10 protein-coding genes are annotated in these 13412 nt (G+C 38.5%); 1 reads left to right on the forward strand and 9 read right to left on the reverse strand.

The window, feature by feature from the left end; all coding sequences use genetic code 11:
* Positions 1-109: 109 nt before the first annotated feature.
* Positions 110-1624 carry a sodium/proline symporter PutP gene (gene putP / locus ACR65M_RS08980; protein ID WP_440273126.1) on the reverse strand — a complete coding sequence of 505 codons (1515 nt, stop codon included), beginning with the start codon at positions 1622-1624 and terminating at the stop codon, positions 110-112.
* A gap of 465 nt (positions 1625-2089) precedes the next feature.
* On the opposite strand from putP, the gene ACR65M_RS08985 reads away from it, so the two are divergent.
* The gene (locus ACR65M_RS08985) at positions 2090-2392 is read left to right on the forward strand and encodes an iron-sulfur cluster assembly accessory protein (RefSeq protein ID WP_121449498.1); all 303 of its coding nucleotides are present in this window, start codon (positions 2090-2092) and stop codon (positions 2390-2392) included.
* 41 nt (positions 2393-2433) lie between these two features.
* On the opposite strand, the gene pruA is transcribed toward ACR65M_RS08985, so the two are convergent.
* From pruA to pcrB, 8 genes are all read right to left on the reverse strand, one after another.
* Positions 2434-3981, reverse strand: coding sequence for an L-glutamate gamma-semialdehyde dehydrogenase (gene pruA, locus ACR65M_RS08990; RefSeq protein ID WP_440273127.1), 1548 nt, complete (start codon positions 3979-3981; stop codon positions 2434-2436).
* Positions 3982-4200: 219 nt separating this feature from the next.
* Positions 4201-4563 carry a hypothetical protein gene (locus ACR65M_RS08995; RefSeq protein WP_341329774.1) on the reverse strand — a complete coding sequence of 121 codons (363 nt, stop codon included), beginning with the start codon at positions 4561-4563 and terminating at the stop codon, positions 4201-4203.
* Between the two features lie 33 nt (positions 4564-4596).
* A complete protein-coding gene (locus tag ACR65M_RS09000; protein ID WP_341329773.1) occupies positions 4597-5112 on the reverse strand; it encodes an acyl-CoA thioesterase in 516 nt (171 codons plus the stop codon).
* A gap of 574 nt (positions 5113-5686) precedes the next feature.
* Complete coding sequence (locus ACR65M_RS09005) at positions 5687-6598, reverse strand: LysR family transcriptional regulator (RefSeq protein WP_440273128.1); 912 nt, start codon at positions 6596-6598, stop codon at positions 5687-5689.
* A gap of 172 nt (positions 6599-6770) precedes the next feature.
* On the reverse strand, positions 6771-7976 hold the full coding sequence (locus ACR65M_RS09010) for a CamS family sex pheromone protein (protein WP_440273129.1): 1206 nt from the start codon (positions 7974-7976) through the stop codon (positions 6771-6773).
* 13 nt (positions 7977-7989) lie between these two features.
* Complete coding sequence (gene ligA, locus ACR65M_RS09015) at positions 7990-9996, reverse strand: NAD-dependent DNA ligase LigA (protein ID WP_440273130.1); 2007 nt, start codon at positions 9994-9996, stop codon at positions 7990-7992.
* Between the two features lie 18 nt (positions 9997-10014).
* The gene (gene pcrA, locus ACR65M_RS09020) at positions 10015-12249 is read right to left on the reverse strand and encodes a DNA helicase PcrA (RefSeq protein ID WP_440273142.1); all 2235 of its coding nucleotides are present in this window, start codon (positions 12247-12249) and stop codon (positions 10015-10017) included.
* Between the two features lie 71 nt (positions 12250-12320).
* The gene (gene pcrB / locus ACR65M_RS09025) at positions 12321-13007 is read right to left on the reverse strand and encodes a heptaprenylglyceryl phosphate synthase (RefSeq protein WP_440273131.1); all 687 of its coding nucleotides are present in this window, start codon (positions 13005-13007) and stop codon (positions 12321-12323) included.
* Positions 13008-13412: the final 405 nt, after the last annotated feature.

A 13412-nucleotide genomic window follows, 5' to 3' on the forward strand; every position in this document is an offset into this window, starting at 1 on the left:
TTTCTACATCCCAAGAATGATATAAGGAATTAGAAATCTAATAAAGTAGGCCGCTATTTGTTACAATGCAAATAACGGCCTCTCGTTTTCAATCTATAAGAATACTTTTCTATGCTTTTTTCAGTTTCTCTTTTACCGCGTCAAATTCATCAAGGATTTCTTGTGATGGTGCCTTTGTAACTAAGCTGACAACGATAATCGTAATTGTGGCAAGTAGGAAACCTGGAACAATTTCATACAAACTAAATGGAATGACTGCTTCTCTAATAACCTCTCCAGCCTCATTCAATTTAGGTGTAGAAAGAATACTCCAGACAACAACTGTAACTGCTCCTACGATCATTCCGGCTAACGCTCCCCAACGATTCATCCGTTTCCAGAACAGGGAGAGAATGATAACAGGACCAAATGCAGCTCCAAATCCTGCCCAAGCATATCCAACAAGATCTAATACCTTGCTATCACGGTCATACCCTAGGAAAATAGCAATTACTGCAATTACAAGAACCGCAATTCTACCAACCCACATTTCTTCTTTCTGACTAGCTTCCTTTCTAAAGATAGCTTTATAGAAATCTTGGGTCAATGCACTTGAAGAAACAAGTAACTGCGAATCAACTGTACTCATAATGGCTGCTAAGATCGCCGCTAGTAAGAATCCAGCAACCCATGGGTTAAATAATACTTGTGAAAAAACGATAAACACTGTTTCTGAGTTAGCTAAAGGTGCATCAGCGAAATAAGCAATACCCGTAAATCCAATAAAGATTGCGCCAAATAGTGATAATACCATCCAAGTCATTCCGATAAAACGCGCTTTTGGAATCTCTTTTGTTGATTTAATACCCATAAATCGAACGATGATATGTGGCTGACCAAAATAACCTAGCCCCCACGCTAATAATGAAATAATTCCAAGTGTAGTAGCACCAGACATAACATCTAGATAAGATGGGTCGATAGCACCGATTTGATTGACTGTATCACCCCATCCACCAAGTTCGTAGATCACGACGATTGGAATGATGATTAATGCTAGGAACATCAAGATTCCTTGAACAAAATCAGTCCAACTTGCAGCTAAGAAACCACCAAAGAAAGTATAGGAAAGTATGACGGCAGCTCCAACCCATAGGGCGAGTTCATAGTCCATTTTAAATGAGCTTTCTAAAAGAATTGCTCCACCTACAAGACTTGCAGAAGTATAGAAGGTAAAAAATACTAAGATAACAACCGCGGAAATAACACGTAGTAGCTTTGTTCCATCACGGAATCGATTTTCAAAATAGTCAGGAACCGTTATCGAATCATTTGAAACCTCTGTATACACACGGAAAGGCTTCGCAATAAATTGCCAGTTCAGATAAGCACCTATTGCCAAACCAACTGCAATCCATATTTCACCCATTCCACCAGCATACATTGCACCAGGTAAACCGAGCATGAGCCAACTACTCATATCAGACGATCCAGCACTAAGGGCTGCAACCCCTGCACCTAACCTTCTTCCACCCAGTACATAGTCGGTTAAATTTTTTGTCATTCTTGCAGCAAGGATACCGATGACCAGCATTCCTACAAGATAGATAATAATTGCTGTTAACGTTTGTACGTTAATATCCATGTTTAGACATCCTCTCCTTTGTCAGTAAATAATGTGATAGTTGATAATACAATTAACGAAAGCATCGGCACGAACAGCCAAAAATATGTGACACCCGTTAAACTATATTCCATACCTTCACCCCCCTCAAGGTTTCGTTAATCCTATCCCTATGCAGTTATATACAATTTCATGATAATTCCCATTTTTCGATATTAACTGCAACTCAAGATAAACACTTATAAATATTAACATAAGATAATTTACAGAACAGATAGAATATTATAAAAACATACGACTAATGTATAATTATTCACAAATCCAGTGTAAATTTGCAATATAAATCTAATAATCTAATAACTATTCATCGAAACTAATAAAATTAAATCGAACTTTTTTCAGAAAAAGGCTATATATTTGTTATTTTTCAGAAATACTGAGAAAATAAGTAGTATAAAATTTTAATAAAAAAACAGGAGAATCGACATGAATGTAAAAATTAATCGTAATGCTGCAAAAACAATGAAGAAAATGCTCGAAAGTGAAGAATCAGAAGGAAAAATGCTTCGTGTGGTAATCACAGAAGTACACGGTGACCACGCCCATTATGCCCTTCAGTTTGATAACCCTACAGAGCATGATGAAATTGTCAAAACCGATAAGGATATTGAAGTCCTTCTTGATACGAGGGATGCGGAATTTTTAGATGGTGTATGGATTCAATTCTTCTACGTTCCAGAAGAGCAATTTGTAATTACCAATCCTAAAAAAGGACATCATCACCATTAAACATTAAAACGCCCTCTCATGTGACGAAAGGGCGTTTATTTTTATAGCATTTCAGATATTGTTTTAGCTTGCATGTGAAGAAGAAGATAGTCTGGGCCACCTGCTTTTGAGTCTGTTCCAGACATATTGAATCCACCAAATGGTTGATAGCCTACAATTGCTCCCGTACAACCACGGTTAAAATAGAGATTACCCACGTGGAAGTCTTCCTTTGCTTTTTCGATATTTGCACGGTTGTTTGAAATAACTGCACCTGTTAATCCATACTCTGTGTTATTTGCAATGTCAATTGCATGGTTAAAATCGCGTGCCTTACTGAATGCGACTACAGGACCAAATATCTCCTCTTTCATGATACGTGCCTCTTCTTCCACATCAGCGAAGATTGTAGGTTGGATGAACCAGCCTTTAGAATCATCACCTTCTCCACCATGAAGAAGTTTCCCTTCCTTCTTCCCAATCTCAACATAGCTCATAATCTTGTCATAAGCACCTTGGTCATTAACAGGCCCCATATAGGTTGATTGTTGAGTAGGGTCTCCCACTGTTAGTTCCTTTGTTAATTCAACAGCACGGCTTAGTACCTCATCATATACATCTTCCACGATAACTGCACGTGAACATGCTGAACATTTTTGTCCAGAGAATCCGAATGCTGATGCAACAATGGATTTAGCTGCTAATTCTAGATCAGCTTCTTTATCAACGACGATTGTATCTTTACCGCCCATCTCAGCGATGACACGTTTTAACCAGATTTGGCCATCATTCAATTTGGATGCACGCTCATATATACGTAAACCGACATCACGTGATCCAGTAAAGCTGATGAAACGAGTTTTTGCGTGATCTACAAGGTAGTCACCCACTTCAGAGCCACTTCCAGGGATATAATTGACAACTCCTGCAGGTAATCCTGCTTCTTCTAGAACTTCCATGAATTTCGCAGCAATTACTGGAGTTGTACTTGCTGGTTTCAGTAACACCGTATTACCTGAAACCAATGCAGCCGTAGTCATACCGGCCATAATCGCAAAAGCGAAGTTCCAAGGTGAAATGATAACCCCAACACCTAGTGGGATATAAGTAAAACGATTATGTTCAATTGGACGGCTTTCTACCGGAATTCCATTCTTTAATTTTAACATTTGTCGCCCGTAGTACTCCATAAAGTCAATAGCTTCTGCTGTATCTGCATCTGCTTCATTCCAAGGTTTACCCGCCTCTTTTACGAGTAAAGCAGAAAACTCATGCTTGCGACGACGAACGATTGCTGCTGCTCTAAAAAGAATATCAGCACGCATTTCCGGGCTTGACTTTCTCCACGTTTGGAATGTTTTATCCGCAACTTGCATAGCCTTTTCAGCTAGCTCTCGGTTTGCTTTTGACACACGGCCAACTACTTCCTCTTTGTTAGCAGGGTTTACAGAGACGATTTTGTCTTCGGTTGAGATGCGTTCACCACCTATAATTAGGTCGTAATTATTGCCTAAATATGATTCTACAGTCTTCAGACCGGCCTCAAACGCTTTCTTATTTTCCTCAATTGAAAAATCAGTAAATGGTTCATGTTTGTAAGGTACTACCATTCTACTTCGCCTCCCTTTGTAATCTTTAAAGATAACAATATCATTCTACTAAAATAAAGCGCTTACTTCAAACAGGAATTAAATAGTCGAAATACTCTTTATACTCATTTTGTACTGTAAAAGGGTAGTTCCATCCAAAACAAAAGGGTGAATTGAATCAATGTCCAATACACCCTTACACTCCACTGTTTCCAGTGGTATATTCATTTGTCTTTTGTCTTATGAACGGATTGAAGATGGACCAACTAATGCTGTTGGATTTTCACCTAATGCTAATTTACTGATATTTACATAACTAAGCTGTTTATGCGTATTCAACATTTCTCTCAATTCATTAAATTTTGCATCCGCTCTTAGTTTTTCAACTTCTCTTTGATAAACAGATGCTACATAATCTTCTGAGGACATTGGTTGGATTTCCCCCATAATTAATGAGCCCATATATTGATACCCATACTGCATTCGACGGGTTAACTTAATGATATTTATGAATTTTTTATAAATAGTTGGCTTTGTCTTGTTTAAGTTTTCAATCGCATTTTGTGCATCTTTCAATTGCTTGTAACTTGCTACTACTATCATATAATCATCTTCCTTATTTATGTTTATTTCCCATTAATCCCATGGTTTGTCCAGTGAAAGGTTAGCCACAAGCTCATGATTTTGTTTCCTTTTTAACTTGCGAATTCTTTCTCGTTCTTTTCCCGTCTCATAAAGATACTTTTCTTCCTTTGTTTCCGGAATAACACCTGGCACTTCCATTGGTCTTTTATTTTCGTCAAGAGGGACAAAAGTCAAGAATGCTGTTGCCGCCATTCTTCGTTTCCCAGTTTCAAGATCTTCAGCAATCACTTTACAGATAATCTCCATTGACTTTTTCCCTGTATAGCTGACAAATGATTCAATACATACAGAATCAGTTACTCGGATTGGTTCAATGAAATTAACATTGTCAGTCGATGCCGTAACACACTCCTTTATCCGTGAATGTCTGCGGGCAGAAAGTGTTGCACAGGCATCCATCTTCTTCATTAGAACTCCGCCAAATAAAGTATGATAATTGTTCAAATCATTGATCAGTACTTGATCGGTTTGAATAACACGCGTTTCTTTAACTTTCCTTGCTTCCATTTAATCATCACCATTTATATAAATGCTACAAGAATGAATCTCATAAGCATTAGATTTTTTTTCACAAGGACAATTATACTACTGCCAAAGTAGAAAAATACAATGCCAATTCATATATAACATACATAACAAAATTGCATGTAAACGCCCCCAAACCATAAAATAAATGGCTGTTTTCGCAAACTTTGTTGTTTTTTATAACGTTGACTTCCGCTTCAGGTGGACGCTTTCCGCGGGCGTGGCGTGAGCCTCCTCAACGAAATGTGGAGGCGGCTTGCACAGAAACAAGGAGTTGAAATTTCTCAAGTTTCTAGCCGCTGAAACTGGCCACGTCGCTGCTGCTCCTGCGGGGTCTCAAGTCTCACGCTTTTCCCGCTGGACATTGAATTTGCTTCCTTGAAATAACCCGCGCACGAAGAAAATGTGAATACATTTTCGAGGAGTCGCCACCTTACGCTCCAATCAACTAGGTTTGCATTTTTATCTCAAAAAGCAACAACCTTTTAGAAAAGAGCCAAATAAAAAAAGCTCCTCCTTAACCAGGGGAACTTTCTGACATTTATGTCCAGCTATATTATGAATCATACGGGTTAACAGTTGTCAGCTTTGCTTTTGCAAACCGGATAAATTCTTTGGTAACTTGTGATAAGTATTCATCTCTTTTCCAGACCATTGCTAAATTCCATTCGATTGTCGGATTTGTTATGTTGACCGTTTGAATATCATTTGCAAGTTCATTTGTTAGTTCTTCACATATACTTTCTGGTAGCAAAGTGATACCCAAATTCGAAACAACCATTTCCTGAATGAAATCTAACTGTGACGTCTCAGAAATAATGGATGGTTGAAAACCAGCCTCCCTACAAGCTGAAACGACAAGACTCCTCAATTCAAATTCTCGATTAAACATAATAAATGACTCTTCCTTAAGTTCATCCAATGACACTCCCTGTCTCTTGGCAAGGTAATGAGCCGATGGGACAACAAGTTTTAATTTTTCCTTAACAAACAACAAATAGTCAAATTGACTATTTGTTTTACGAAGAACGATTACTCCAAAATCCAGTAACCCATTAATAATTTTCTCTTCTATCGCTTTTGAACCATCTTCATCTAATTGGAATGTCACCTCAGGATATTCTTGATGGAACGAAGAGAGTAATTGTGAGAAAAAGATAGAATTGGTAATGGTAGGTAGCCCGATGCGGACATGCCTTTTTTTTAGCATGAATGCTTGATTCATCTCTTCATCTAGATGCTCTAACTGTTGCTCAATTTTCAATGCATGTTTTTTTAATATTTGTCCCGCTTCTGTTAATATTAGTTTTTTTCTCTTCCGAATAAAAAGCTGTGTACCAAGTTCATTCTCTAATGATTTGATAATTCTGCTTAGGGCAGGCTGCGTAATAAATAAATTTTCAGCAGCATTTGTAAAATTTTCAGTTCTCGTAATCTCAATAAAATATTGTAAATGTTTAAGTTCCACTTTTATCAAATCCTTGTTTTTGTACTAAGGGACAATGGTAGCCTATGCTTATTTAATTTCACCAATCACATGTTGCAAGGAATTGGAATTCCTTATTACGGGTAGTAACAACTACACTAGAACTCCCTGGTAAAAAAGACCTAACGCGTATGTGGTTAGATCTTCTCTACTCTTAATTATACACGTGAACAGTCGGTTCACTTTCGCCTGCATCCCGTATGATAACACTCTCAGCTCCACTTTCAGATTCGATATATACCTGAAGCGAAATATAGTTTTCAAAATGCTCCATTATTAGACCCGTCACGTATTGTGTAAAACCAATAACCTCTGCTTTTCCATAGAATTGCATAGGGATTTTAAGAGTTAACTCCTGTAGCTCGTCGTCCTTATAAAAACCTTTTCCGACAACTGCTGTAAAATTAGGGAAGAAATCTGCAATAGCGTCAGAAAAATTTTGTACCATTAACGAATCCTCACGATAATTACTTTTTGCCTCGTTAGATGGAAAGAAGTAATACTTTTCATTAATTGTTTCCCATTTTCCGATATTCGACGAGTTAGCATCCACTTTTGCCTTCATGATAAAGTTTCCTGGGGCAACTGCACTAACTGCCTGCTGTTTAAACAAAGCAACGACAATTGGAATATCACGTATACTTGCATATTCTTTTTCGGTTCGAATTCGATTAATGATTTCCTCTGCTGCTTTTTTTCCTTCTCTTTCGATTTCAGCATTCGAAATTTCTACATCCCTTGGATATCCACCCATTGAATCTGGCAAATTGTAATAATGATGGGAGTTCATGCCTATTCCAATGACAATTCCTCCAATTTCTAATTTGTCTTCATTATTTTTAATTAAATAGTTCTGTTCCGTAATTGCAGCAACATAGATTGGACTCTTCTTCATAGCTGCCTCATAGCCTGGGTCCTCATTTGAGGTATCAAATATCGGATTTAGTCCTTCGTTTGGTAGATTCTTTTTCTCTAATGCCTTTTCATATGCTTCCTGCTGGGCAGATGACCTTTTCCGCTTTAACCAGTCTTGAACCGTCTCTTTTTCAAGATACTGGCCTTCCTGGAAAAAATATTTGTCCGATGGAAATGAATCCTGAGCGATTCGCATTAATCCCGTTTCGAATTCATCGATATCCAATCGATTGTTAATATATGATGCAACAATCCCCCGCGCTTTTCCTGTCTTATAAGGAAGGACCGCTTTATAATAGGAATCTGAAATATTATATCTAGGAATAATCGCTTTCTCCGCTTTCTTATCTGAATCCTGAACGACTTCTGTCTCTTGTTCAAATTTAGGGGCACACCCAGATAAAAGAAGCAAAAACGCTAAGCCTAGAAGGTATAGGTTTCTCAAGTTCGAACACCTCTTACTTCCTTAGTTCTTGTACCAGTCTTTCCTCATCCCAAATCTCAATTTTTAAATCCTGTGCTTTTGTAAGCTTCGAGCCAGCTGCTTCACCTGCAATCAGAAGGTTAGTGCTTTTACTTACACTTCCTGTAACCTTTCCTCCAAGTGCCTCAATTTCAGCTTTTGCTTCATTTCTTGACAATTGCTCAAGCTTACCCGTAAGAACGATGGTCTTTCCAGCAAAATAGGAATCACTATCTTCTACAGATACAAGCTTAGGACCTTTATATTCCATATTTATTCCATACTCACGTAGTTCATTTAGAAGTTCATGAACCTCTGAGAGCTCAAAATAAGTGACAACCGCATCAGCCATTTTTTCGCCTATTTCATTGATCGCCGTAAGTTCTTCCCTTGTGGCAACCTGTAGCTTCTCCATTGTTTCAAAATGCTGGGCCAATGTTTTTGCTGCTTTAGCTCCAACATGTCGAATCCCTAAACCAAATAGTAGTTTTTCTAAGGAGTTTGACTTTGAATTTTCAATTGCGGCAAGAAGATTATCTGCGGACTTCTCACCCATGCGTTCAAGATTAATCAGCTGTTCCTTTGTTAATGTGTACAGGTCTGCAACATCTGAAATCAATTTTTCATCAAATAATTGTGAAATCACCTTTTCACCAAGTCCATCTATATTCATGGCATTTCGAGAAACGAAATGAATCAACCCTTCTCTAATCTGGGCTGGGCATTTCGGGTTAATACAACGTAAAGCGACTTCTCCATCTAAACGGACTAAATCACTCTCACATTCCGGACAATGTGTCGGCATGTAGAACTCTGGTTCCTCACCTGTTCGTTTTTCAACAAGGACATTCACAACCTCTGGAATGATATCCCCTGCTTTTTTTACGACTACAGTATCCCCAATCCGGATGTCCTTTTCACGAATTAAATCTTCATTATGAAGAGATGCTCGCTGCACGGTTGTCCCTGCCACACGAACAGGCTCAAGGATAGCCGTAGGTGTGATTACTCCAGTTCGACCGACACTTAACTCGATATCAATCAGCTTAGTAGTAACTTCTTCTGCCGGAAACTTATAGGCAACAGCCCATCGCGGACTTTTTGCAGTGAATCCAAGCTCGTCCTGCTGATCAAATGAATCAACTTTTATGACAATCCCATCAATATCATACGCAAGAGCTGGACGCTTTTCTGTCCATTCCGCAATGTAATCTAGAATTTCCTCTATACTTGCACATCTTCTGCGTTCAGGGTTTGTTTTAAAGCCTACTTCATCAAGCATATCAAGGCCTTCACTATGTGAATCGACCCCTAGATTCGTTGAGTCCGCAATCGCGTATAAGAAGATATCGAGATTGCGACTTGCTGCAATTTTCGGGTCAAGCTGTCGCAATGAACCTGCAGCCGCATTCCTCGGATTTGCAAATGGTTCTTCTTCATTTTCGAGTCGAGCCGCATTTAGCTTTTCGAAAGATTTTCTCGGCATAAATGCCTCTCCACGAACCTCAATATCGATCTCCTCCTTTAAACGAAGTGGAATCGAACGAATCGTTTTTAGGTTAACCGTGATGTCTTCTCCAATCGTCCCGTCACCGCGAGTAGAGCCTTGAACAAAACGACCTTGTTCATAACGTAGAGACACAGCAAGACCATCAATCTTTAACTCGCACACATAAGAGATAGAATCACCAACCGCTTGACGTGCACGGCGGTCAAAGTCACGCAAATCCTGCTCATTAAATGCATTACCGAGACTTAACATTGGAATTCGATGCTCTACTTTGTGAAAGGATTCTAGAACCTGCCCACCAACGCGGACTGTAGGAGAATCTCCTGTTTGTAACTCAGGAAATTCCTCCTCAAGCTGAATCAACTCACGCATTAACCGGTCATACTCCGCATCTGGTACAGAAGGTTTATCCAATACATGATATTCATAATTGTACTGGTTTAAAAGTTCATGAAGCTCCTGAACTCTTTCTTGTGCTGCCACTTTATCCATACACCAAACCTCTCTTTCCTAGTTTGCCTTCGTGATTGGTGCAAATTTTGCAAGCAATCGTTTGATTCCAGTTGGGCTAGGGAATGCAATATCCAGTTCCTTCGATTCCCCTTCTCCCTTCACACTGACAACCGTTCCAATTCCCCATTTTTTATGCTCAGCCTTGTCGCCAACCTTCCAACCAATTTCATCTCCGCCAGTGGATTGTGCAACTGGTCTTGAGAAAACCCTTCTTTCTGGCTGTTTCGCAGGTGAAGGTGAGGATGACGAAGAAAATGGAGTACGCATTTGCTGTCTGCGTTGCTGGCCCAAATCTTCAAGAAGATCCTCTGGGATCTCAGCAATAAAACGTGAAACTGGATTCATTGATGTTCGTCCATACAAGGTTCTCATTTGTGCATTTGATAAATACAACTCTTCTTCCGCTCTTGTAATCCCTACATAAGCAAGGCGGCGTTCTTCTTCCATTTCCGCTTCTTCCATAAGAGAACGACTATGTGGAAAGACTCCTTCTTCCATTCCCATTAAAAACACAACCGGGAACTCAAGTCCTTTCGCAGAGTGAAGTGTCATCAGGACAACTGCATTATTTTTATCATTTTCATCTTCTTCTAGTTTATCAATATCAGCCACTAATGCTAAATCTGTTAAAAAGGCCACAAGACTTTTGTCATCATTTGTTTTCTCAAAGTTTTGAGTAACAGATAAAAATTCTTCGATGTTTTCAATTCGGCTCTGAGATTCAAGTGTTTTTTCAGCCTTTAAGATTTCAACGTATTCTGTCTTCTCTAAAACATTTTCAACCAATTCAGTAACCGATAAATAGTCCTGCATTTGGACCCAATTATTAATTAAATCTCTAAATTCGCGTAATGCTTTTGTGATTTTTGCACTTAAACCAATCTGTTCAACCTCTTGCAAGGCTTGGAACATGGAAAGGTCTTGTGCAATTGCATAGTTGGCAATCTTATCGATAGAAGTCGCACCAATTCCACGTTTTGGGACATTGATAATTCTCGTTAAGCTAATATCATCGTCTGGATTCGCAATTGTGCGCAAGTATGCCAAAATATCCTTAATTTCTTTCCTGTCGTAGAACTTAATTCCGCCAACAATTTGGTAGTTGATATTGGATTTAAGCAAGACTTCCTCCATCACACGAGATTGGGCATTGGTTCGATATAAAATCGCAATGTCTTTAAAGGTTCGTTGTCCACCATCTACAAGTTCACGTATTTTCCCTGCAACAAACTGCGCTTCCCCAGATTCACTATCGGCACGGTAGTACAACAGCTTTTTCCCTTCGTCATTTTCCGTCCAGAGATTTTTCGGTTTACGGTTCATATTGTTTTGGATAACTACATTTGCTGCCTGTAAGATTCGTTTTGTTGAACGATAGTTTTGTTCAAGCAAAATTACCTTTGCATTTTTATAATCTTTTTCAAACGAAAGAATATTGGTGATATCCGCGCCACGCCAACGATAAATCGACTGATCTGAATCACCCACAACACACAAATTCCTAAAACGTGAAGCTAGAAGCTTAACCAGCATATACTGGGCACGGTTTGTATCCTGGTACTCATCCACATGGATGTACTGAAATTTACGCTGATAGAATTCCAACACTTCCGGAACTCGTTGGAAAAGTTGAATTGTAGTCATAATGAGATCATCAAAATCAAGCGCTTGGTTTTTACGCAGTCTTTTTTGATACAACTTATAGACATCACTTACAATCTGCTCATACATGCCACCCGCTGTTTTTTCATATTCTTCAGGTGTTTGCAATTCGTTCTTCGCGCTGCTGATTGTTCCTAGAATCGTACGTGGGTCAAATTTCTTCGGATCAATATTTTTTTCTTTTAAAATATTTTTGATAACCGAAAGCTGATCAGTTGTGTCTAAAATGGAGAAGTTTCGATTGTACCCCATTCGGTCGATGTCTCTTCGTAAAATTCGAACACACATTGAGTGGAAAGTTGAAATCCAAATATCTTCAGCTGCTCCTCCTAGAATTGCTTGTACACGATCTTTCATTTCTCGAGCTGCTTTATTAGTAAAGGTGATCGCCAAGATATTCCACGGCGCAACTTCTTTTTCCACCATTAAATAAGCAATACGGTGTGTCAAAACTCGAGTTTTACCACTCCCTGCTCCCGCCATAATTAAAAGTGGACCATCTGTTGCTTTAACCGCTTCTTGTTGTTCTTCGTTTAATCCCGATAACAATTTATTGCTAATAAATTGCAATTTCTTCACCGTCCTATTTCAGTATCGTACATACGTTCTATTTTATCCGATTTTTATGTGGATTTCCATTCTTATCCCTTAACAGCTTGTACTGTTTTTAAAGCTACATTCATGTCTTCGTATATAATATTTCCTACGACTACAGTATCGGCAAACTGGCCCATTTCCTTTGCCTGTTCAGCCGTCTTTATTCCACCGCCGTAAAACAGTTTTGTCGTTTCTAGTGTTTCTCCTACAGCTGAAACAATCTCCTTATCCCCGTACGTTCCACTGTATTCTATATAAAAAATAGGGAGGGAAAACATTTTTTCAGCCATTGTTGCATAGGCTACAACATCATCCTTTCCCAAAGAAGCATTTGCACTTGTCAGCTTAGCCGCTTTACAGTCTTCATTAAGAATGCAATAACCTTGCATAATCATTTCTTCCCAATTCATAACATCTCCAAATTCCTTTACCGCCTCATGATGCATCCCCATCATCCATTGTGTATCACTACTATTTAATACAGTAGGAATAAAATATAAATCAAAGCCAGGTGTAACTGACTCAATATTTGAAATCTCTAAAACAGCTGGTACAGTATAACGTCGGATTCGAGACATTAAGTGAAGGACATTGTCCAATGTCACCCCATCGCTTCCACCAACAATAATTGCATCTGTTCCAGATTCACAAATTGCATCTAAATGTTCCTCACTGATTTCCTTATTCGGATCCAGCTTAAAAACATGTCTCCATTCTCTAAAATCGTACATGAAGATCCTCCATTCATCATTCCATTTCTCCATTATATCAAAACTACATCTATCTATTAATACTTAGGTGGATTTCATTAAAAATGTACTTTTATTGCAATTAATTACAGATGAAAAATATGGATAATCTCATTTTATTTTAGGAAACTTGTATAAATTTTGAAAAAGGATATGGTATAAAGACCGTATAAGACTAGATTTTTGGATAATAGTGGAAAAAGGTTATAACACAAACCCTTTATACGACCTGACTTATGAATAAAAATGGCTTAGCACGTGATTCAAGCTTAGGTTAAGAACTTCATACTCTTGATGAAGTACTTAACTCGTTAATGTTTCTTAAGTTATGTTCCTCATACTCTTGATGAAGTACTTAACCTGTTAATGTTTCTTAAGTTATGTTCC

This window comes from Ferdinandcohnia sp. SAFN-114, assembly GCF_059415045.1.

Coding starts and splice junctions, on each gene's coding strand:
- putP (WP_440273126.1), bottom strand. CDS start 1,624: ATGGATATTAACGTACAAACGTTAACAGCAATTATTATCTATCTTGTA.
- ACR65M_RS08985 (WP_121449498.1), top strand. CDS start 2,090: ATGAATGTAAAAATTAATCGTAATGCTGCAAAAACAATGAAGAAAATG.
- pruA (WP_440273127.1), bottom strand. CDS start 3,981: ATGGTAGTACCTTACAAACATGAACCATTTACTGATTTTTCAATTGAG.
- ACR65M_RS08995 (WP_341329774.1), bottom strand. CDS start 4,563: ATGATAGTAGTAGCAAGTTACAAGCAATTGAAAGATGCACAAAATGCG.
- ACR65M_RS09000 (WP_341329773.1), bottom strand. CDS start 5,112: ATGGAAGCAAGGAAAGTTAAAGAAACGCGTGTTATTCAAACCGATCAA.
- ligA (WP_440273130.1), bottom strand. CDS start 9,996: ATGGATAAAGTGGCAGCACAAGAAAGAGTTCAGGAGCTTCATGAACTT.
- pcrB (WP_440273131.1), bottom strand. CDS start 13,007: ATGTACGATTTTAGAGAATGGAGACATGTTTTTAAGCTGGATCCGAAT.